Here is a 19607-nt window from a genome sequence, read left to right on the forward strand (position 1 = left end):
GGCGAACCGTCCTTATTCCTCCCCCAAGGCCTGAACGTGGGCGACCGCGGAACGGCCCAGCCCTTCTAGGTCGTAACCGCCCTCGAGCGAGGCTGCAACCTTGCCGCCGCAACACGAACGCGCGACCTCGAGCACGGCGCGGGTGGCCCAGGCGAAATCCTCCGCCTCCAGACTTTGATGCGCCAGCGGATCGCGGCGGTGGGCGTCGAAGCCGGCCGAGATCAGCACGAGATCCGGATTGAAGCTGTGCAGCGCCGGCATCAGGCCGCCCGAGAAGGTCGCGCGCCAGGCCTCGCGGGCCGCATGGGGCGGGACCGGGGCGTTGACGATGTTGCCGACGCCGGTCTCGGACGCCGCGCCCGTGCCCGGATAGAGGGGCATCTGGTGGATGGAGCCGAGGAACAGGCTGGCGTCGTTCTGGAAGGCGGCCTGGGTGCCGTTGCCGTGATGGACGTCGAAATCGATGACGGCGACGCGGGCCATGCCCTCGGCCTGGGCGACGCGGGCGGCGACGGCGACGTTGGAGAACAGGCAGAAGCCCATGGCCTGATCCGGCTCGGCGTGATGACCCGGCGGCCGCACGGCGGCGAAGGCGCGGGTCGTTTCGCCGCGGGCGATGGCGCGCACCGCGTCGATCACGGCGCCGGCGGCGAGGCGGGCGGCGCGGAGGCTGCCGGGCGACAGGACGGTGTCGGGGTCCAGCTGGTTCAGGCCGGCGGCGGGCGACGCGTCGAGCAGGCGGGCGACATAGTCGGCGGGGTGCAGGCGTTCGAGGTCGGCGACGGCGGCCTCGGTCGCGGCGCGGCGGTCGAGCGACAGGCCGGAGTCGTCGAGGGCGTCCAGCACGGCCTTGAGCCGCTCGGGCCGTTCGGGGTGGCCGACGCCGGGGCGGTGTTCGATCATGTCGGGATGGGTGAACAGGGCGACGCTCATCGGGGGCAGGATAGGCGCCGGGCGCGGACTTGTCGCGGATGACTTCACCTCCCCATCGGCGTCAGGCCGATGGGGAGGTGAAGGTGACGGCCGGCGCGACTGCGTGTAGTGCGGCGGAATGAGCGAAGCCGTGATCCGACCCGCCACGCCCGCCGACGCCGAAGCCCTCGGCGTGCTGGGGCGTCAGACCTTCATCGACACCTTCGTCGCCGCAGACGGGTTCGCCATCCCCTACCCCGCCGATGACCTGAAAGCCTTTCTCGACGCCAGCTTCAGCGCCGACGCCGTGCGGGTGAAACTGAAGGAGCCCGGCGCCGCCTGGTGGGTGGCCGAGCGGGACGGGGAACTGCTGGCCTTCGCCAACACCGGACCCAACACCCTGCCCCATCCCGAGGCCCGGCCGAGCCACGCCGAACTGCGGCGGCTGTATGTGTCGAAGGCGGCGCAGGGGCTGGGCCTCGGCACGAAACTGCTGGCCGTGGCGCTGGACTGGATGGAGGCTCACACCGACGGGCCGCTGTGGATCGGCGTCTGGAGCGGAAACCTGAAGGCGCAGAAGCTGTATGCGGCGTACGGGTTCGAGAAAGCCGGGGAGTACGAATATCCGGTCGGCCGCTGGCGGGATCACGAGTTCATCTTGCGGCGCTACTCGCGCCACACGTAGGCGTCTGACGGGAACTCGAACCCGACTGCTGGATGATACTTCACCGCGACATCGAAGTTTTGGCCGGTTTCCGGAGTCAATGCTGGCGGTCCCGAGTCCAGCACCTCGCTCATCAACTTAGCCTGACGATTCTTTCCGATCAGGGCAGGCCCCAAAAGAGTCCCCGACACCGAGAACGCGAGCTCTCTCTCCGCCTTGGCTAGCGTCTCACGAAATTTCGACCACCAGATTTCGTCGCCATTACGATGCTTTTTCTGAGCGTGCAGGTAGTTATTGAGGCGCGCTACAGCATCTCGCCCGGCGGGCCGGACGGGGGTGTAGAGGAATCGAACACTTACGCCGTCCTTCGAGAACTTCAGGTCGGCCACTGTTTTGTTGCCCGCGAAAGCGCGCTGTGCAGCCTTGTCCAGAACCCCGATTTGCCACGCCTTCTTTGATGTCGACGGGATGTGCTCCCATTCCGCCAGATACTCGGAGGCACGTGCTTCCAGACCAGCGCGAAGTTCGAAAGCGGAATAGAACAAGCGATCAACCGACCCATCTTCCAGCAGGCATCGCGCTCGCCGAAGATAGCCGCGCGCCGAAACATCGTAATTTGCCGTATCCATCGTAGACTTCATCCATGCTCCTCCCCTTCTTCACCGCCCTGAGAGACGCGCGCGTGCCCGTGTCCATGAAGGAATGGCTCCATCTGATGGAGGCCATGGACAAGGACGTGGCGGGGCGGAAGGTCGACGACTTCTACCACCTGTCGCGGGCGGTGCTGGTCAAGGACGAGAAACACTACGACCGGTTCGATCAGGTGTTCGGCAAGGTGTTCGCCGGGATCGAGACCGTCGGCGCGGGCGACGAGCCGGCGCTGGACGTGCCCGAGGACTGGCTGAAGCTGCTCAACGAGAAATACCTGACCGACGAGGAGAAGGCGCAGATCGAGGCGCTGGGCGGGTTCGAGAAGCTGATGGAGACGCTGAAGCAGCGTCTGGAAGAGCAGAAGGGCCGGCATGAGGGCGGCAACAAGTGGATCGGGACCGGCGGGACCAGCCCGTTCGGCCACGGCGGCTACAATCCCGAGGGGGTGCGCGTCGGCGGACCGGGACGGCAGGGCCGTGCGGTCAAGGTCTGGGAGAAGCGCGAATACCGAAACCTGGACGACCAGGTCGAACTGGGCACGCGCAACATCAAGGTGGCCCTGCGCCGCCTGCGCCGGTTCGCCCGGCAGGGGGCGCTCGACGAGCTGGACATGGACGCCACCATCGACGGCACGGCGCGCCAGGGCTGGCTGGACATCCACATGCGGCCCGAGCGGCGCAACACGATCAAGGTGCTGCTGTTCCTCGACATCGGCGGCTCGATGGATGCCCATGTGAAGATGTGCGAGGAGCTGTTCTCGGCCGCGAAGACCGAGTTCAAGCACCTCGAATTCTTCTACTTCCATAACTGCCTCTACGAGGGGGTGTGGAAGGACAACCGGCGCCGGCACGAGCAGAAGATCCCGACCTGGGAGGTGCTGAACAAATACCCCGCCGACTGGCGCGCCATCTTCGTCGGCGACGCGACCATGAGCCCGTACGAAGTGACCATGCCCGGCGGTTCGGTCGAGCACTGGAACGAGGAGGCCGGCGCGGTCTGGATGAAGCGGGCCACGCAGCAGTGGGACAAGGTGGCGTGGCTGAACCCCTCGCCCGAGCGGTACTGGAGCTATTCCGCCTCGGTCGGGATGGTCCGCGAACTGGTCGACGAGCGGATGTATCCGCTGACGCTGGAAGGGCTGGAGAAGGCGATGCGGGCGCTGGCCAAATAGGTTAGGGTCGCGGGAGTTTTCCGGAGGGTCCGCCATGCTCGCCATCGTGTTCGCCGTCATTCTCCAGCAGGCGGCTCCCCTGCCCGCCGCGACCGGTCAGGTCGTGTGGGAAGAACCGGCGCCTCCGCCCGTGGCCGCCGCGCCCGTTGAAATCCCCGCCATCCCCGACAGCGCCCGCGCTGACCCTTATGGCTATGAGCGCGCCGAGTGCAGCCCGCTGATCCGCAAGGCGTCGGAATCGATGGAGGCCTGTCAGGCGCGGGTGCGGGCCGCGCTGGCCGCCAATCTGGGGGACGCCCTGCCGCCGGGGCTGGCTCCGGCCGGCGCGCCGGACGAATGCCGGCTGGCGGCGGCGGGCGACCGCTACGCCCTGCAATGCGGCGCGCCCGACCGCCCCGCCCGCGCCGACGTCAGGCCCCAGGAACAGACGTGTGAATCCCGGCCTCGCGCCCGACCAGAAGGCGGCGTGGCCTGGACCGAGGAATGCCGGCCCGCCGACGGGCGCGCTCCGACGCAGGAAGGCCTCAAGATCAAGCTGTTCGGCGACTGACCGGACGCGCGAACGCCGCCCGCGATGCGGACGGCGTTGCGGTCGGTGAACGCGAAACCTAGTTGCGGTGGTCGCGGATGGTGTCTTTCAACCCGCCGACGGCATTCTGGATCTTGCCCTCGGCCTGATCGGCGCGGCCTTCCGCCTTCAGCTTCTCGTCGCCGGTGAGCTTGCCGGCGGCTTCCTTGATCTCGCCGCCCATGTTCTTTGCGGCGCCGTCGATACGATCCTGATCGGGCATGGAAAAATCTCCTGACTGACACGCCGTCGGACTGACAGCGCCTGGGCAGGAAGAGCGAACGGCGAAGGCCGCCGTTCCGTATGGTCCCGCTAGCCGTGACGTCGCAGCCAGACCGTCACCGCCCAGGCGTGGGCGTCGTGGCGCAGCTGCGCGACCGCCGTATGCGGGTGCAGCCAGACCAGTTCGTGGTCGGCCTCGACCTTGGCGGCCGGGTCCAGGGACAGCTGTTCGGCGATCCAGAAGCCGCCCGCGTTGTTGATCGGGGCGCCGTCGGACTTGCGGAAATACTGGGAGGCTTCGGCGATGCGGACGAAGGGGCGGATGAACATGCCGGCCTCCTCGACGAACTCCCGGACCAGGGCCTGTTCCTCGGTCTCGTCGCCGTCGACGGCGCCGCCGGGCAGGTCGAAATAGCTTCCCTCGCCGCGGTCGACGCGGACGCAGGCCAGTTTGCCGTCCTTGAAGACGAGGCCGAACGCCGTCGGGCGCAAGGCGTAGTCGAGGTCAGGATCGCGAAGGCCGAACTGGAGCATGGGCGGGTAACGCGTGCGCGTCCTTAAAGATCGAAGGCGAGGCGGGCGCGGACGCCGCGGTGTTCGCCGTCGTATTCAACCCGCGAGCGCAGGCCAGAGGCCATGGCGGTGATGATCCTGCCGCCCAGACCGGTGCCGCGGGCCTTGCCTGCGCCCATGCCCGGGCCGTCGTCCTCGACCGTCAGCAGGGCGCGGCCGTCGACGTCCGGCCTGAGAATGACCCGGATCTCGCCGCCCTGACCGGGGGCGTAGGCGTATTTGACGGCGTTGGTGACCAGTTCGGTGACGACGACGCCCAGCGACACGGCCTGATCGGTCGAGACGCGCATGGGCTCGGCGCGGAGGGTGATGTTCGGCGAGTTGTCGCCGGGACCGACCGACTTGCCCAGTTCGTCGATCAGCCCTTCCAGATATTCGTCCATGGCCACCGAGGACATGTCGTCGGACGTGTAGAGGCGGCGGTGGACGTGGGCCACGGCCTCGATCCGGGCCTGGGCCTCCTTCAGGGCGGAGCGGGCGCCTTCGTCGGTCATCTGGCGCAGCTGCAGCGACATGAAGCTGGAAACCAGCTGCAGGGAATTGCCGACGCGGTGGTTGACCTCGCGCAGCATGGCCTCGGCGCGGTCGCGGGCGAGGCGCACCATCTCCTGGGCCGCCTCGTTCTCGCGGCGCAGCCTGCGGCGCGACACCGCCTCCTCCAGCGCGTTGCGCAGCAGGGCGGTGAAGTCCTCGGACACGTCCTTGATGACATAGTCGGCGGCGCCGGCGCGCAGGGCGGCCACGGCGATCCGGCCTTCCTGGGCCCCGGTGACATAGACGACGGGCGGCGGGTCGTTCAGCGCGATGATGTCGGGCAGGACGTCCAGACCCTCGCGGCCCGGCATGTAGTGGTCCAGGGCGACGACATCGAAATCGGCGGCGCGCTCTGCGAGGATTTCCAGACCCGCGTCCCCGTCGGAGGCGCAGGCGACGGCGAAGCCGTGGCGCGTCAGCTCCTTCTCGACCAGCCGCGACAGGCCGCGGTCATCGTCGATGTAGAGCAGGCGGATGACCTCCCCCTGGGTCCTCAAGATATGCTCACTCGATGTCCGGCGCCTGCATGACCGACAGGAACAGGCCCAACTGACGGATGGCGCCCGCGAAGCTTTCGTAGTCGACCGGCTTTGTGATGTAGACGTTGCAGCCCAGATCGTAGCAGCGCTGGATTTCGGTCTTGTCGTCCGTGGTGGTCAGGACCACGACCGGGGCGCGGCGCAGGCGCTCGTCGTTCTTGACCCGCTCCAGGATGTCGGTGCCCGACATGTCCGGCAGATTCAGGTCCAGCAGGATCAGCATCGGCCCGTTGAGGCGGACTTCCTCGCTGAACAGATAGTCCATGGCCGAGCCGCCGTCGGCGAAATGGGCGATGTCATTGGCGATGTTGGCGCGCCGGATGTTCTTTTCGATCAGCTTGGCGTGGCCGAGGTCGTCCTCGACCATCACGATCTTCACGGCTGTGCTCATCAGTACTCTCCAGCGTCCGCGAGGACGAGGCGTGTGGGGAACTTCAGCATAAATGTCGAGCCCTTTCCAAGCTCTGACTCGACGGTGACGTCGCCGCCGAGGCGACGGACGCTGTTGCGCACGAAGGCCAGACCGAGGCCCTCGCCGGCCCGGTCCTGCCTTCCGGAGCGACGGAACAGTTCGAAGATGCGCTCGTGGTCGCGCCCGGAAATGCCGCGCCCGTTGTCGGCGATGCTGTAGACGACCCAGCCGTCGCCGGTCTCGCGACCCGAGATGAGGATGCGGCCCGGACGGGCCGGGTCGAGGTATTTGACGGCGTTGTCGACCAGGTTGCCGAGAATCTGCTCCATCGACAGCCGATCGCTTGTGATCGGCGGGAGCGGTTCGATGACGATTTCGGCGTCCGAGGCGTCGGTCTGATGCCGGACGCTGTCCGCCACGCCCCGGGCCATGGCGGTCATGTCGAGAGTTTCAGGCATCAGGTTGCGGCGGCCCTCGCGCGACAGCTTGAGGATGGCGTTGATCAGCCGGTCCATCTTCTCGGTGGAGGCGCGGATGAAGCCGACGGCCTCGGGCAGGTCCTCGCGCACGGCGGTCAGGGCGTCCTGTTCGATCAGTTTGGGAGCCCGGGTTTCCACCGCCGTCATCTGCCGGTCGATCACCTTGCCGGCCGTCTCCAGTTCCGAGGTGAAGCCCATGACATTGACCAGGGGCGCGCGCAGGTCGTGGCTGACGATATAGGCGAAGCGCTGGATCTCGTCGTTGGCGCGGGTCAGTTCGAAGGTGCGGTCGCGGACCTTCTGCTCAAGCCCGGCGTTCATCGCGTCCAGCGCGTCGCGCGCCTGCTGGATCTCCTGAACATAGCGCCGGATCAGCCAGCCGCTGACCCCGGCCAGCGCGAGGATCAGCAGGCCGGCCATGGCGTTGACGAGAACTGTCGCGCCGGAGGCCCATTCGGTCTGGCGGGTGGCGAACTGAAGACGCGTGGCCTGGATTTCATTGATGGCGGCGGTCTCGGCGCGGATCTGATCCATGACGACCTTGCCGGAGCCATTGCGGATGATCGCGATCGCGTCGCCCATCCGTCCCATCCGGCCCAAGGCGATGGTGCGGTCGATGACGTCCAGCCGCTGCTGCGACAGTTCGCGCAGGCGTTCGACCCGCGGCGACAGGTCCGAATCTCCCGCCGTGAGCCGCGCCAGTTCGTCCAGATGGTCGGGCAGCGCGTCCGTGCTGGCGTTATAGGGTTCCAGATATTCGGCGCGGCCCGTCAGCAGATAGCCGCGCTGACCCGTCTCGGCGTCGACGGACAGGGTCATCACCTCGGTCGCGGCGAGACGGACGCGCTGACCCCGCTCGACGTTGTCGTTGAAGTCGCTGGTCCGCTGCAGCATCACGAAGACGCCGACGTTGACGATCAGCAGCAGGGCGATGGCCCCCGACAGCAAGGCGACCACGGACCGGCTGAGCGACGGCGTGCGCAGGAAATGGCCAAGGGCCTGAAGCGTGGGACGCAGCGCCGGTATCATCGGGCGCGAGCATTAGCGGCGCGTTCGGGCCTGTCCAGTCGCGTCCCGGGAGAAACCCTGCCCGCTTTCGGGATTTAGGGTAAAGGTGCGTTCGTCAGGATCGGGGGGAGATTGACATGGTCTGGTGGTGGTGGATCGTTCCGGCGGTCGTCGGCCTGCTCGGCGTCATCCTGTTCATCAAGGGCGTGGCGGGCCTGTTCAAGGGCCGGTTCTTCAGCGGCCTGCTGGTCGGCGCCGGCGGCGCGGGCTTCATGGCGGCGGCGGTGATCGCCTCCCTGCTGGCCCTGGACATCCAGACCTATGGCCGGCTGACGTATGAGCGGCCGGTGGCCACGATCCAGACGCGCCAGCTGGGGCCGCAGTATTTCGAGGCGACGGTGATCCAGCCCGACCGGGGCGAGCATGCGCCCGCGGTGACCAACCTCTATCCGCTGCACGGCGACGAATGGCGCATCGAGGCCCAGGTGCTGAAGTGGAAGCCGTGGGCCAATGTGCTGGGGCTGGATACGCAGTACCGGCTGGACCGGCTGTCGGGGCGGTACGCCTCGATCGAGCAGGAGATCAACGCCGAGCGCAGCGTTCATCCGCTGTCGGGCGGCGATGCGTCCGTCACATGGCTGCCGTGGAAGATCAGCACCTGGGACACGGCGCGGCGTTATCGGCGCTATGTCGACGCGGTCGACACCCTGTACGGCGGCGGCGCCTATATGCCGATGGCCGACGGGGCCAGGTACGAGGTCTGGATCACCCAGTCGGGTCTGGTGGCGCGCCCGGTCAACGACGCGGCGCGGACCGCCTCTTCGGGCGGCTGGACAGAGGTCCGGTAGTCAGTCCGCCGCGAAACTGTCCCGCAGCGTCTCCAGAGTCAGGCCGTTTCCCTGCCGGAAGAAGGCGTACAGCGTGTCCCAAGCCGGTCCGGGCGCGAAGCCGGTGGCCGTCAGCGTCACACGCGTCTGGTCGTCCCCGACGGGGTCCAGCTCCATGACCGTGGCGGTTTCCGCGAACTCGGCCGCGTGCGGGAACCCGGGCGGGGCCTTCACATTGCGGATGGCCAGCATGCGCCCCGGCACATAGGCGACGATCTGATTGCCGATGTTGCCCGGCGCGCCTGCCGCCGAACCGGGGGCGTAGCCGGTCTCGATCATTCCGCCCGTCCGGAAATCGACCTCGGCGAAGCTGACGCCCAGACGGCGCCAGCCCTCCGACGTCGTCAGGGCGGACCAGACCTGGGCCGGCGGCGCGGGCACCTCGACGGACAGCTGGATGATCCGGTGGCCGTTCGCCTCGACGCTGGACGTGTCAACCAGTTGGCCCGCTGTCTGGGCGGCGGCAGGGCCGCTCGCCATCACGGTCAGGGCGGCGACAAGGGCGACGAGGCGCATCGGAACTGTCCTTGAGTTGCGCCACCCTTATACCGCCGTTCGGCGGGCTTCCCTAGACGGTCCCGATCGTCCGCAGCCGCGCGCGAGGGTGGACCTCGTTCTGGCTCATCACCACGGTCTGTCCGCGGAACCGTTCGATGATCGAGCGGACGTAGGGGCGGATCTGCGGGCCGGTCAGCAGGACGGCGGTCTCGCCGGCCATGGCGGCGCGCTCGAACACGTCGCGGACGGCCCGGATGAAGTCCTGAAGGCGTGAGGGGGCCATGGCCAGCTGGCGGTCCTCGCCCTGACCGACCAGGGCGTCGGCGAAGGCGGCCTCCCATTCCGGCGACAGGGTGACGATCGGCAGGGCGCCGTCATCGCCCTTGTGCTGCCAGCACAGCTGGCGGGCCAGACGGCCGCGGACGTGCTCGACCAGGGTGGTGACGGAGCTGGTGTGCGGCGCGGCCTCGGCCAGGCCTTCCAGGATGGCGCCCAGATCACGGATCGAGACCTTTTCGCGCAGCAGGGTCTGGAGCACGCGCTGAAGGGTGGTGACGGTGACGACCGAGGGGATCAGTTCGTCGACCAGCTTCTTCTCTTCGGTCCCCAGCTCCTTCAGCAGCTTCTGCACCTCGGCGTAGGAGAGCAGGTCGGCCATATTCTCCTTCAGGATCTCGGTCAGGTGGGTGGTCAGCACGGTCGAGGGGTCGACGATGGTGTAGCCGCGGAAGGTGGCTTCCTCGCGCAGGCTTTCATCGATCCAGGTGGCGGGCAGGCCAAAGGCGGGTTCCCTGGTGTGTTCGCCCGGCAGCTCGACCTGACGGCCGGCGGGATCCATGGCCATCAGCGAGCCGAGGCGAACCTCGCCCTGCCCGGCCTCCATCTCCTTGATGCGAATGGCGTAGCCCTGGGTGCTGAGCCGCATGTTGTCGAGGATGCGCACCGAGGGCATGACGAAGCCGTACTCCTGGGCCAGCGAACGACGCAGGGCGCGGACCTGATCGGTCAGGCGGCGGCCCTCCAGATCGTTGATCAGGGACAGCAGGGAATAGCCCAGCTCGATCTTGACCTCGTCGATGGTCAGGGCCGTGCCGATCGGCTCCTCGACCTCTTCGCGAGGACCCGAGGCGGTGGCGGCCATCTCGGCCTCGGTCGGTTTGGGCTTGAGCCGTTCGCGGCCCAGCTTCCAGGCCATGAAGCCCGTGCCGATGGCGAGGGCGGCGAAGGGCAGCAGCGGCATGCCCGGGATCAGGCCGATCAGGGCCGAAGCGCCCGAAACGACGCCCAGGCTGACGGGGTTGGTGGCCAGTTGGGCGACCAGGGCCTTGTCGGCCGTGCCCTCGACGCCCGCCTTGGACACCAGGAAGCCGGCGGCGATGGAGATGACGATGGCCGGGACCTGGGTCACCAGACCGTCGCCGATGGTCAGGGCGACATAGGTGTCAGCCGCTTCCCCGATCGGCAGGCCGTGCTGGATCGTGCCGATCAGTATGCCGCCGATGGCGTTGATGAAGACGATGATCAGCCCGGCCACGGCGTCGCCGCGCACGAATTTCGAGGCGCCGTCCATGGCCCCGAAGAAGGTCGATTCCTGCTCCAGCTCCTTGCGGCGGCGTTTGGCGGTCTCCTCGTCGATCAGGCCGGACGACAGGTCGGCGTCGATGGCCATCTGCTTGCCCGGCATGGAGTCTAGGGTGAAGCGGGCCGAGACCTCGGCGATGCGGGTCGAGCCCTTGGTGATGACGACGAAATTCACCACCAGGATGATGGCGAAGATGATGATCCCGATGATGAAACTGCCGCCCATCATCAGGGCCCCGAACGACTGGATCACCTGACCCGCCGCCCCGTGGCCCTCATGGCCATGGGTCAGGACCAGACGGGTCGAGGCCAGGTTCAGACCCAGCCGGAACAGGGTGGTGACCAGCAGCACCGTCGGGAAGATGGCGAAGTCCAGCGGCCGTTTCATCATCACGGCCGTCATCAGGATCAGCACGGACGAGACCAGCGAAACGGCCAGCAGCAGATCCAGCAGGAATTTCGGCACCGGCAGGATCAGCAGCAGGATGACGCCGATGACGCCAATGGCCATGGCCACCTCGCCCCGCGCGATCCAGCCCATCATGTCGCGGCCGGTCGGACGGGCGTAGCCGTCCTTCATCATCACCGAGGCGGGTATGTCGGTCATGTGCGACCGAGGGCGAGCAGGGCCTGTCGGGCCGCGGTGGCGATGACGGCTTCATGCCGCGCCGCGGGTCCGGCAGCGGCCGCATGATAATAGGCGGCGACGATCACGGGCGCGCCAGCCGGCGGATAGAGAACGCCGATGTCGTTGGTCGGGCCGTAGCCGCCGGTACCGGTCTTGTGGGCGACGATCCAGTCGGCGGGAACGCCGGCCCGAATCCGCGCCGTCCCCGTGGGCGTGTCGGTCATCCAGCGCAGCAGCAGCGCCTTGTGCTGAGCCGACAGGGGCGTGGCGGCGTCGATCAGCAACCGCTGGATGTTGGCCGCCGACTGCAGGGGCGTGATGGTGTCCTTGTCGCCGTCGAGCCGGTTCATCTCGGGCTCGAAACGGTTCACCGTGGTGCTGTCGTCGCCGAGCGAGCGATAAAAGGCCTGCATGGGCTCGATGCCGCCCATGGCCCTGAGCAGCAAGTTGGCGGCGGGATTGTCGCTGACTTCGACGGTTCCCTTCATCAGCGCCTCGACGCTGAGAGAGCCGCCGATCGCGGATTCGGTCACCGGGGCATGGTTGACCATGTCGGCGGCCGTCACCGGAATCAGGCGATCGAGCCGCTCCTGCCTGGCCTGCACGCGCAGGAAGGTGGCGGCGGCGAGGTACATCTTGAACGTCGAGCAATAGACGAAACGCTCGTCGCCACGCCACGCCAGCCTGCGGCCCGAGCCCGTATCGTGAGCGACGAAGCCGAGCCGGCCGCCGTTGTCCCGCTCCAGAACGGAGAGGTCGAAAGCCTCCTGAGCCGCCGGGGCCGCTTGCGGCTCCTTCGTCTCAACGGCGCGCACGCAGCTTGCCACGCCGATCGCGCCGAGGCCGGTCAGAACGCTTCTGCGGTCCATATCGCCGGTCATGATCAGGCGGCCGCATAGCCGGTGGAGGCGATGCCCGACTGGGGCGCGGGGATGCTGGTCCCCTCGTCCGCGTATTCGTTCAGCTTGTTGCGCAGGGTCCGGATCGAGATGCCCAGGATGGTCGCCGCATGGGTGCGATTGCCGAGGCAGTGCGACAGGGTGTCGAGGATCAGGGTCTTTTCCATCTGCGCCACCGTCTGGCCGACGTGGGCGCGGGTGACGGCGTCGGCGACATGGGCGGCGCGGCCGGCGACGCCCGCATCATGGGCGGCGCCGTGCGAGCCGGCGCTGAGCGGCTGGCCGTCGGGCAGGCGGATGGCTTCGACGTCGATCTCGGGTCCGACCGCCAGCAGCACGGCGCGGTGCATGGCGTTTTCCAGCTCGCGGACGTTGCCGTTCCAGCGGTGCGAGACGAGCGCCCGTTTGGCGTCGGCGGAGATCGGCCGCACCGGCACGCCGTTGGCGGCGGCGTATTTCTTGACGAAGTGATCGGCCAGCACCGCGATGTCGCCCGGACGCTCGCGCAGGGCCGGCAGGCGCAGGTTCACGACGTTCAGCCGGTACAGCAGGTCCTCGCGGAAGGTCCCCTCGGCCACCGACTTGGCCAGGTCGCGGTTGGACGTGGCGATGATGCGGATGTTGACCGGGACGGGCTTCGTCCCGCCGACGCGGTCGATGACCCGCTCCTGGATGGCGCGCAGCAGCTTGGCCTGCAGGCGGACGTCCATCTCGGAGATTTCGTCCAGCAGCAGGGTGCCGCCGTCGGCCTCCTCGAACTTGCCGATGCGGCGGGCCATGGCGCCGGTGAAGGCGCCCTTCTCGTGCCCGAACAGTTCGGACTCCAGCAGATTGTCGGGAATGGCGGCGCAGTTGACGCTGATGAACGGGCGTTCGGCGCGCTTCGATCCGGCGTGCAGGTAGCGGGCCATCACTTCCTTGCCGACGCCGCTTTCGCCGGTGATCAGGATGGAGGCTTCCGAGCGCGCGACCTGGTCGGCCAGCATGACCACCGCCTTCATCGACGGATCGGCCGAGATCAGCGGGCGGTCGTCGTCGGCCACGGCGGACAGGACGGCGGCGATCAGATCGGCTTCAGGCGGAAGGGGAATGAACTCCTTGGCCCCGGCGCGGATGGCGTTGGCCGCGTCGGTCGCGTCGGCGTCGACCCCGCAGGCCACCACCGGCACATGGATGCGCTCGGCCTCGTTGGCGGCGATCAGGGCGGCGATGTCGACGCGGTAGTCGACCATCAGCAGGTCGGCGCCCTGCCCCCGGCGCAGCTGTTCCGTCGCCTGATCGCCGCGCTCGACGTGGCTGACCTTGGCGCCGTGCGCCATGGCCATCTTCACCGCCGTCGCCAGCTGTCCGCTGAGCCTGCCAACCACCAGAAGCCGCATGGGTCTTCTCCTCTAATCTTTACACACGGCGGCCGATCAGGCGCCGCTGTCTTCCGTCTTGATGATTTCCGTCATGGTCACGCCCAGCCGGTCCTCGACGACGACGACCTCGCCGCGGGCGACCAGACGGTTGTTGACGAAGATGTCGATGGCCTCGCCGACCTTGCGGTCCAGTTGCAGCACCGAGCCCCGGTTCAGCTTCAGCAACTGGGCCACGGACATGTGGGCCTTGCCGAGCACGGCCGAGATATTGACCGGCACGTCGAAGACGGGCGCCAGATCGCTGGCGGTCTTGTCGAACGCCTCTTCGGCGATGGCCATTGCGGTGGAGTCCGGGAACTCCTCCAGGGACATGGTGTCGGACGCCATCTACGGCTTCCCTTCCAGAGAGGTTTCAGGGGTCATGGGTTCGGCATGGCCGGCTTCGGCGGCCAGGGCGGAGTTCAGAGCCTCGCCGATGCGGGCGAAGGCTTCGGCGGGGTCGAAGGCGGCGCGGCCGTCGGCCCACTCCAGCTGGAAGGCCGCGGCGGGCATCCCGGGCTCGTTGCGGAAGGCCACGACGCCGGAGAAGCCGGCGTCTGCGCACAGCTGCTGGATATGGGCGCGGGTGGCGTCGTCCAGATCGCCGGTGCGGATGACCAGACGCGGCGAGGAGTCGACCTCCTGGCCCAGGGCTTCCAGCGCGGCCTGAAGCGGCGCGGCGGGGAAACGGTCCAGGGCGGAGGCGGCGACCACGCGGGCGGCGGACAGGGCCAGGTCGGCCGACTGTTCGCGGTGGGCGTGGGCCACCTGGGTCAGGGCGGGGATAGCTGTGTCCAGCGCCTGGGCGATGGCCGACAGGGCCATGGCCTGGATGTTGGCGCTCTCGGCCAAAGCTTCCTCCCGGGCCTCGATCCGGGCCTGGGCGATCAGGGCGTCGACCTCGAGCGGCGCGTAGGAGCGTTTGGTCGGACGGAAGGACGAGGTCTGGAGGACCACGCCGGAGGCGTCGAACTCGGTGTCGAAGGCGAAGGGGGTGCTGAGCGGCTGAGAGGTCATGTCAGTAGATCAGCTCGTCGTCGCCGCCTTGGCCCACCAGCATGATTTCGCCCTTGGCGGCGAGATCCTTGGCGACCTGGACCATGGCCATCTGGGCCTGATCGACGTCCTTGAGGCGGACGGGACCCATCGATTCCATGTCCTCGCGCATGATCTTGGAGGCGCGCTCGGACATGTTGGAGAAGAAGAGTTCGCGCAGGGATTCCGACGACCCCTTGAGCGCCAGGGCCAGGGAATCCTTCTCGACGCCGCGCAGTAGGGTCTGGATGCCGCCCGGGTCAAGCTTGGCCAGATCCTCGAAGACGAACATCAGGGCGCGGATGCGCTCGGCCGCCTCGCGGTTGCGTTCCTCCAGCGCGCCAATGAAGCGAGCCTCGGTCTGGCGGTCGAAGCTGTTGAAGATGTCGGCCATCATCTCGTGGCTGTCGCGCTTGGAGGTGCGGGCCAGGTTCGACATGAATTCGGTGCGCAGCGTCTGCTCGATCTTGTCCAGGATATCGCGCTGGACCGGCTCCATGCGCAGCATCCGCTGGACGCATTCGAGGGCGAAGTCCTCGGGCAGGCTGGTCAGGACGCGGGCGGCGTGGTCCGGCTTGATCTTGGACAGGACGACCGCGACGGTCTGGGGGTATTCGTTCTTCAGATAGTTGGCGAGGACGGCCTCGTTCACATTGCCGAGCTTGTCCCACATGGTCCGGCCGGCGGGACCGCGGATCTCCTCCATCAGCCCTTCGACGCGCTCGGACGGCATGAAGGAGGCCAGCAGTCGCTGGGTCTGTTCGAAACTGCCCATGACCGAGCCCGAGCCGCTCATGCCCGAGACGAACTCGACCATCAGCTCCTCGACGACGGCGGAGCTGACCGTGCCGAGGCTGGCCATGGCCTGGGAGATTTCCTTGATCTCGTCGTCGTCCAGGCCCTGCCACAGCCGGGTGTGGTCCTCGCCGAGCGAAAGCAGGATGACGGCGGCCTTTTCAGGCCCCGTCAGCTTCCTGGCGTCCTCGACGGCCGGCTTCTTGGAAACGAGGCGCGCCGCCATCAGCCTTCGTGCACCCAGCTGCGCAGGATCGAGGTGGATTCGTCAGGGTGTTTCTCGACGAAGTCCGCGACCTTCTTGACCGACGACGCCTTCACCTGACCCTCAATGCGGGCGATGTCCAGGCGCTGCTCCATGTCCGACGGCGGGCCGGTCAGCTGATGCATCGGCGCGGAGGGGCCGCCCATGATGGTCGTCTGCAGCGAAGTGACCGAGCCGCCGCCAGGCAGGCCGCCGGCCAGCTGCATAGCCCCGCCGGCGCCGCCGCCCGAAGCCGACTTCAGCAGCGGACGCAGGACGAAGAAGATCAGCAGGACGCCGGTGATCAGCAGGACCAGCAGCTCGACGCCCCGCATCAGGTCGTTCTTGGTGAAGTCGAACAGCGAGGATTTGGCCTCCTCGCCGCCGACCACGGCCAGGTCGCGGTTGAAGCGGGTGTTCAGCACTTCGATCTTGTCGCCGCGCGTCTCGTCGATGCCGACGGCGGCGGAGACCAGGGCCTTGATCTGTTCGATCTCGGCGGGGGTGCGGGCGGCGTAGGTCGGAGCCGCGCCATTGGCGCCGGGGGTCCATTTGCCGTCGACGGCGACCGAGACGGCGAGGCGTTTGATCTCGCCGGCTTCCTTGACCGTCGTCGTGGTGGTGTTGGAGATTTCGTAGTTGGTGGTCTCGGTGTTGGCGGTGTCGCGCGAGCCGGCCGTGCCCGCGTCGGCCGCCGCGCCGCCGGGGATGTTGTTGGTCGCCGTGGCTCCGCCGTCCGAGGTCGGGGTGGTGTCGCTGGACTCGGTGCCGTTGGTCGAGGTCGAGCGCACGACCTGGCCGTCCGGGTCGTAACGCTGTTCCTGGGTGGTCGAGCGGCTGTGATCGATATCGGCCGTGACCTGGACGCGTGCGCCGCCGACGCCGACGACGCCCTCGACGATGTCCTTGATACGGGCCTGCAGTCGGGCCTCGGTGGTTTCCTGCGCGTCCTGGGCGGAGGCGGCGCTGAAGCCCTCGGCGTCCGAGCCGGCGGCCAGGGTGCGGTTGGAGGTGTCGGTCAGGGTGACCTTTTCCGGCTTCAGGTTCGGCACCGAGGAGGCGACCACGTTGCGGATGGCCTGGACCTGGGCGGCGGCCAGCTGGCCGCCGGTGACGCCGACGACAATGGAGGCGGTCGGGGCGGCGGCTTCAGACTGGAACAGTTCGCGCTGCGGCAGGGCGATCATGACGCGGGCGGAGTTGATGCCGCGCATGCTCATGATGGTGCGGGACAGTTCGCCCTCAAGCGCGCGCTTGGCGTTGAGGTTCTGCTGGAACTCGGTCTGGCCCAGCACCGACTGGTTGTCGAAAATCTCGTAGCCGACGCTGCCCGAGGTCACCAGGCCCTTGCCCGCGACCAGCATGCGGGCCTCGCCCACCTGATCGCGACTGACGAAGATGGTCGAGCCGTCGCCTTTCGACGAATATTTGATACCGGCGCTGTCGAGCGCCGAGGTGACTTCGGAGGCCTCCTGCAGGTCGAGGTTGGAGTACAGCAGGGCGTCGGGGGCCTGGCCGACCCGCATCATGATCAGGATGAGAGCGATCGTGATGCCGGCGGCGACGCCCAGCACCACGGTCAGCCGACCGATCCCGAATCTCTGCAACGCCGCCGTGAAGCCGCCCACGCGTCCCGCCCCGATACTCGCGGGTACTGACTCAGGCCCGCCAGGCAGAAACTGCCGGGCTCATGGTAAATGCCGGGTTAAGAGTCTTGAACGATCACCGCTTCTTCCGCTTTTGCATCACGAAGCCGATGACCTTGGCGGCCGCTTCGAAATGTTCGCGGGGGATGGTCTCGTCCACCTCTACGGCGGCGTAGAGGGCGCGCGCCAGGGGCACGTTCTCGACGATCGGCACATTGTGTTCCCGCCCGACCTCCCGGATGCGCAGGGCCAGGGCGTCGACGCCCTTGGCGACGCAGACCGGGGCCGGATCGCCCTCGCCCGGCTCGTAGCGCAGGGCGACGGAATAGTGGGTCGGGTTGGTGACGATGACCGTGGCTTTCGGCACGTTCTGCATCATCCGCTGGCGGCTGCGCTGGGCCCGGATCTGTTTCAGCTTGGCCTTGACGTGCGGATCGCCCTCGGACTGCTTGTAGTCTTCCTTGATCTCTTCCTTGGTCATCTTCATCCGCTCGGCGAAGCGGAATTTCTGCCACAGGAAATCGGCCCCCGCAGTGAAGCCGAGCAGGATCAGGGTCGAGGTCACCAGCGCCAGAATCAGGTCGCGCGCCATCGGCAGGATCATCGCCGGCGGCATGGCGGCCATGTTCTCCAGCTCGCGCAGATGCGGCTTCAGCACCAACCAGCAGATGACGCCGACGGCCACCAGCTTGATGAAGGTCTTGAGGAACTGCACCAGGCCGTCGGGACCGAAGATGCGTTTGAAGCCCTTGAGCGGACTGACCTTGGACCAGTCGGGCTTCAGCTTTTCAGCGGTGAAGATCAGGCCGGACTGGGCGACATTGCCGCCGACCCCGCCGAGAATGGTGGCCAGCATCACCACGCCGAAGAAGGGCGCCACGGCCCACAGCGCGGTCACGCCGATCTCGACTCCGGCCCCCGTCTCCAGCCCGCCCAGCATCATATGGGGCGAGGCGATGAAGGGCAGGAACTGCTCGGCCATCGAGGTGGCGAAATATCCGCCGGTCATCAGCACGGCCGCGGACGCGCCCGCCAGCGACAGGGCCGAGGCGACGTCGGGCGACTTGGCGACGTCGCCCTTTTTCCGCGCGTCCTCGAGTTTTCGGGGTGTCGCCTCTTCTGTCTTCGACTCGGGATCGGCGCCTTCAGCCACCGGCAGTCCCTCCCGATCCGGCGACGAAGAGCTGGGCCAGGGCGCGGTAGCGGTCGATGAAGACCGTACCCATCACGCCGAGGCTGAGGGCGAAGACCGACAGGCCCAGGATGATGCTGAGCGGGGCGGCGGCGAAGAAGACCTGGAACTGCGGCATGACCCGGCCGATCAGTCCCGAGGCGATGTTGAAGATCAGGGCGAAGACCAGCAGGGGCGCCGCCAGCTGGACCCCCAGCATGAAGGCGTCGCCCAGGGTGCGGATGGCCAGTTCGGCGAAGTCGCCGGTCACCAGCGGCCGGGCCGGAGCGATCAGCTCATACGAGCCGACCAGTCCGGCGATGAACAGGTGATGGGTGTTGGTGGCGAACACCAGGGTGGTGCCCAGCAACATCAGGAAGGCCGCCAGGGTCGCGCCCGGCTGGGCCTGCATCGGGTTGGCGGTCTGGGCGAAGGCCAGGGTGGTCTGCAGGGCCACGATCTCGCCCGCCGTGGCCAGCGCGGTGGTGAAGCTGCGCAGCAGGGCGCCGATCATCAGGCCGACGATGACCTCGCGGATGATCCATCCGGCCATGCCGCCGACGCTGGCCGGCAGGGCCGGCAACACGCCGGAAATGACCGGCCACAGGGCAAGCGACACCACCAGCGCCAGCGACAGGCGGATGCGCGGCGGCACGTAGCTCTCGCCCACGCCCGGCAGCATCATCAGGACCGCGCCGATCCGCGCGAAGATCAGCGCGCCCTGCCAGACCTGATCCGATGTGGCGTAAGGCTCCACCGGTCAGACGATCACATGCCGGCGATGCGGGCGGCGATCTCGCGCATGAAGCCGCCCAGCAGGGCGCCCATCAGCGGCAGGAACAGCAGAAGGGCCACAAAGATGGCGATGATCTTGGGCGCGTAGATCAGGGTCTGTTCCTGGATCTGGGTCAGGGCCTGGACCAGGCCGATGACCACGCCGACCACCAGACCGACCAGCAGTACGGGCAGGCAGAGCTGGATCGTCAGCCACAGGGCGTCGCGGCCCACATCCAGTACTTCCGCGCCGTTCATCGAAATCCTACTCCGCATTACACTGGCCTGTCGGCCTTCGGCCTGCTTGAGGCCGAAC

The 19607-nt window shown here is 67.7% G+C and carries 22 protein-coding genes; 4 read left to right on the forward strand and 18 right to left on the reverse strand.

What is annotated here, in order from left to right; genetic code table 11:
• Positions 1-12 precede the first annotated feature (12 nt).
• A complete protein-coding gene (locus tag BrevBR_RS11270; RefSeq protein ID WP_340001003.1) occupies positions 13-933 on the reverse strand; it encodes a histone deacetylase family protein in 921 nt (306 codons plus the stop codon).
• Positions 934-1063: 130 nt separating this feature from the next.
• Between BrevBR_RS11270 and BrevBR_RS11275 the strand changes: the two genes are divergently transcribed.
• Positions 1064-1597 (forward strand): GNAT family N-acetyltransferase, encoded by a 534-nt coding sequence (locus tag BrevBR_RS11275; RefSeq protein ID WP_445214759.1) that lies wholly within the window; start codon positions 1064-1066, stop codon positions 1595-1597.
• Here the strand turns inward: BrevBR_RS11275 and BrevBR_RS11280 are convergent.
• Complete coding sequence (locus BrevBR_RS11280; RefSeq protein WP_340001005.1) at positions 1579-2217, reverse strand: hypothetical protein; 639 nt, start codon at positions 2215-2217, stop codon at positions 1579-1581. The two genes, BrevBR_RS11275 and BrevBR_RS11280, sit on opposite strands and share 19 nt — an antisense overlap.
• 2 nt (positions 2218-2219) lie before the next feature.
• Here BrevBR_RS11280 and BrevBR_RS11285 point away from each other — a divergent pair, with 2 nt between their 5' ends.
• Together BrevBR_RS11285 and BrevBR_RS11290 are read left to right on the forward strand one after the other, a co-directional pair.
• Positions 2220-3398: a vWA domain-containing protein gene (locus tag BrevBR_RS11285; RefSeq protein WP_340001006.1), complete on the forward strand. Its 1179-nt coding sequence runs from the start codon at positions 2220-2222 to the stop codon at positions 3396-3398.
• 34 nt (positions 3399-3432) lie between these two features.
• Positions 3433-3948, forward strand: coding sequence for a hypothetical protein (locus BrevBR_RS11290; protein ID WP_340001007.1), 516 nt, complete (start codon positions 3433-3435; stop codon positions 3946-3948).
• A gap of 58 nt (positions 3949-4006) precedes the next feature.
• On the opposite strand, the gene BrevBR_RS11295 is transcribed toward BrevBR_RS11290, so the two are convergent.
• The 5 genes from BrevBR_RS11295 to BrevBR_RS11315 all read right to left on the reverse strand — a co-directional run bounded on the left by BrevBR_RS11295 (position 4007) and on the right by BrevBR_RS11315 (position 7754).
• Complete coding sequence (locus BrevBR_RS11295) at positions 4007-4189, reverse strand: CsbD family protein (protein WP_332638566.1); 183 nt, start codon at positions 4187-4189, stop codon at positions 4007-4009.
• Between the two features lie 89 nt (positions 4190-4278).
• The gene (locus BrevBR_RS11300; protein ID WP_332638567.1) at positions 4279-4722 is read right to left on the reverse strand and encodes an NUDIX domain-containing protein; all 444 of its coding nucleotides are present in this window, start codon (positions 4720-4722) and stop codon (positions 4279-4281) included.
• A gap of 23 nt (positions 4723-4745) precedes the next feature.
• Positions 4746-5792 carry a sensor histidine kinase gene (locus BrevBR_RS11305; RefSeq protein ID WP_332638568.1) on the reverse strand — a complete coding sequence of 349 codons (1047 nt, stop codon included), beginning with the start codon at positions 5790-5792 and terminating at the stop codon, positions 4746-4748.
• Positions 5793-5799: 7 nt separating this feature from the next.
• Positions 5800-6225: a response regulator gene (locus BrevBR_RS11310; RefSeq protein ID WP_332638569.1), complete on the reverse strand. Its 426-nt coding sequence runs from the start codon at positions 6223-6225 to the stop codon at positions 5800-5802.
• Positions 6225-7754 carry a sensor histidine kinase gene (locus tag BrevBR_RS11315; protein WP_340001008.1) on the reverse strand — a complete coding sequence of 510 codons (1530 nt, stop codon included), beginning with the start codon at positions 7752-7754 and terminating at the stop codon, positions 6225-6227. The genes BrevBR_RS11310 and BrevBR_RS11315 overlap by 1 nt, the downstream gene beginning before the upstream one ends.
• Before the next feature lie 116 nt (positions 7755-7870).
• Between BrevBR_RS11315 and BrevBR_RS11320 the strand changes: the two genes are divergently transcribed.
• Entirely contained in the window at positions 7871-8581 is a 711-nt protein-coding gene (locus BrevBR_RS11320; RefSeq protein ID WP_332638572.1) for a hypothetical protein, read from the forward strand.
• Here BrevBR_RS11320 and BrevBR_RS11325 read toward each other — a convergent pair whose 3' ends face one another.
• From BrevBR_RS11325 to fliQ, 11 genes are all read right to left on the reverse strand, one after another.
• Entirely contained in the window at positions 8582-9136 is a 555-nt protein-coding gene (locus BrevBR_RS11325; RefSeq protein WP_332638573.1) for an SRPBCC family protein, read from the reverse strand.
• Positions 9137-9188: 52 nt separating this feature from the next.
• The gene (gene flhA, locus BrevBR_RS11330; protein WP_340001195.1) at positions 9189-11282 is read right to left on the reverse strand and encodes a flagellar biosynthesis protein FlhA; all 2094 of its coding nucleotides are present in this window, start codon (positions 11280-11282) and stop codon (positions 9189-9191) included.
• A gap of 20 nt (positions 11283-11302) precedes the next feature.
• The gene (gene bla / locus BrevBR_RS11335) at positions 11303-12196 is read right to left on the reverse strand and encodes a class A beta-lactamase (RefSeq protein ID WP_340001009.1); all 894 of its coding nucleotides are present in this window, start codon (positions 12194-12196) and stop codon (positions 11303-11305) included.
• A 14-nt stretch (positions 12197-12210) separates the two neighbouring features.
• Positions 12211-13605, reverse strand: a complete 1395-nt coding sequence (gene flbD, locus BrevBR_RS11340) for a sigma-54-dependent transcriptional regulator FlbD (RefSeq protein WP_340001010.1) — start codon at positions 13603-13605, stop codon at positions 12211-12213.
• Positions 13606-13641: 36 nt separating this feature from the next.
• Positions 13642-13974 (reverse strand): flagellar motor switch protein FliN, encoded by a 333-nt coding sequence (gene fliN, locus BrevBR_RS11345; protein WP_332638576.1) that lies wholly within the window; start codon positions 13972-13974, stop codon positions 13642-13644.
• A complete protein-coding gene (locus BrevBR_RS11350; RefSeq protein ID WP_332638577.1) occupies positions 13975-14643 on the reverse strand; it encodes a flagellar assembly protein FlbE in 669 nt (222 codons plus the stop codon). It abuts the gene before it with no gap.
• A gap of 1 nt (position 14644) precedes the next feature.
• On the reverse strand, positions 14645-15682 hold the full coding sequence (gene fliG / locus BrevBR_RS11355) for a flagellar motor switch protein FliG (RefSeq protein WP_332638578.1): 1038 nt from the start codon (positions 15680-15682) through the stop codon (positions 14645-14647).
• Positions 15682-17328 (reverse strand): flagellar basal-body MS-ring/collar protein FliF, encoded by a 1647-nt coding sequence (gene fliF, locus BrevBR_RS11360; RefSeq protein ID WP_332638580.1) that lies wholly within the window; start codon positions 17326-17328, stop codon positions 15682-15684. Before fliF ends, fliG begins: the two co-directional genes overlap by 1 nt.
• 94 nt (positions 17329-17422) lie before the next feature.
• Positions 17423-18499 carry a flagellar biosynthesis protein FlhB gene (gene flhB, locus BrevBR_RS11365; RefSeq protein ID WP_340001012.1) on the reverse strand — a complete coding sequence of 359 codons (1077 nt, stop codon included), beginning with the start codon at positions 18497-18499 and terminating at the stop codon, positions 17423-17425.
• Positions 18492-19274 (reverse strand): flagellar biosynthetic protein FliR, encoded by a 783-nt coding sequence (gene fliR, locus BrevBR_RS11370; RefSeq protein ID WP_340001013.1) that lies wholly within the window; start codon positions 19272-19274, stop codon positions 18492-18494. The genes flhB and fliR overlap by 8 nt, the downstream gene beginning before the upstream one ends.
• An 11-nt stretch (positions 19275-19285) precedes the next feature.
• Positions 19286-19549: a flagellar biosynthesis protein FliQ gene (gene fliQ / locus BrevBR_RS11375; protein ID WP_292099068.1), complete on the reverse strand. Its 264-nt coding sequence runs from the start codon at positions 19547-19549 to the stop codon at positions 19286-19288.
• Positions 19550-19607 lie beyond the last annotated feature (58 nt).

This window comes from Brevundimonas sp. BR2-1, assembly GCF_037626195.1.
Classification (GTDB): domain Bacteria; phylum Pseudomonadota; class Alphaproteobacteria; order Caulobacterales; family Caulobacteraceae; genus Brevundimonas.

What these genes read in the sequence shown, in the direction of transcription:
- BrevBR_RS11270 (WP_340001003.1), bottom strand. Translation starts at nt 933, where the DNA reads ATGAGCGTCGCCCTGTTCACCCATCCCGACATGATCGAACACCGCCCC.
- BrevBR_RS11280 (WP_340001005.1), bottom strand. Translation starts at nt 2,217, where the DNA reads ATGAAGTCTACGATGGATACGGCAAATTACGATGTTTCGGCGCGCGGC.
- BrevBR_RS11285 (WP_340001006.1), top strand. Translation starts at nt 2,220, where the DNA reads ATGCTCCTCCCCTTCTTCACCGCCCTGAGAGACGCGCGCGTGCCCGTG.
- BrevBR_RS11290 (WP_340001007.1), top strand. Translation starts at nt 3,433, where the DNA reads ATGCTCGCCATCGTGTTCGCCGTCATTCTCCAGCAGGCGGCTCCCCTG.
- BrevBR_RS11295 (WP_332638566.1), bottom strand. Translation starts at nt 4,189, where the DNA reads ATGCCCGATCAGGATCGTATCGACGGCGCCGCAAAGAACATGGGCGGC.
- BrevBR_RS11300 (WP_332638567.1), bottom strand. Translation starts at nt 4,722, where the DNA reads ATGCTCCAGTTCGGCCTTCGCGATCCTGACCTCGACTACGCCTTGCGC.
- BrevBR_RS11310 (WP_332638569.1), bottom strand. Translation starts at nt 6,225, where the DNA reads ATGAGCACAGCCGTGAAGATCGTGATGGTCGAGGACGACCTCGGCCAC.
- BrevBR_RS11315 (WP_340001008.1), bottom strand. Translation starts at nt 7,754, where the DNA reads ATGATACCGGCGCTGCGTCCCACGCTTCAGGCCCTTGGCCATTTCCTG.
- BrevBR_RS11320 (WP_332638572.1), top strand. Translation starts at nt 7,871, where the DNA reads ATGGTCTGGTGGTGGTGGATCGTTCCGGCGGTCGTCGGCCTGCTCGGC.
- BrevBR_RS11325 (WP_332638573.1), bottom strand. Translation starts at nt 9,136, where the DNA reads ATGCGCCTCGTCGCCCTTGTCGCCGCCCTGACCGTGATGGCGAGCGGC.
- flhA (WP_340001195.1), bottom strand. Translation starts at nt 11,282, where the DNA reads ATGATGAAGGACGGCTACGCCCGTCCGACCGGCCGCGACATGATGGGC.
- bla (WP_340001009.1), bottom strand. Translation starts at nt 12,196, where the DNA reads ATGGACCGCAGAAGCGTTCTGACCGGCCTCGGCGCGATCGGCGTGGCA.
- flbD (WP_340001010.1), bottom strand. Translation starts at nt 13,605, where the DNA reads ATGCGGCTTCTGGTGGTTGGCAGGCTCAGCGGACAGCTGGCGACGGCG.
- fliN (WP_332638576.1), bottom strand. Translation starts at nt 13,974, where the DNA reads ATGGCGTCCGACACCATGTCCCTGGAGGAGTTCCCGGACTCCACCGCA.
- BrevBR_RS11350 (WP_332638577.1), bottom strand. Translation starts at nt 14,643, where the DNA reads ATGACCTCTCAGCCGCTCAGCACCCCCTTCGCCTTCGACACCGAGTTC.
- fliG (WP_332638578.1), bottom strand. Translation starts at nt 15,682, where the DNA reads ATGGCGGCGCGCCTCGTTTCCAAGAAGCCGGCCGTCGAGGACGCCAGG.
- fliQ (WP_292099068.1), bottom strand. Translation starts at nt 19,549, where the DNA reads ATGAACGGCGCGGAAGTACTGGATGTGGGCCGCGACGCCCTGTGGCTG.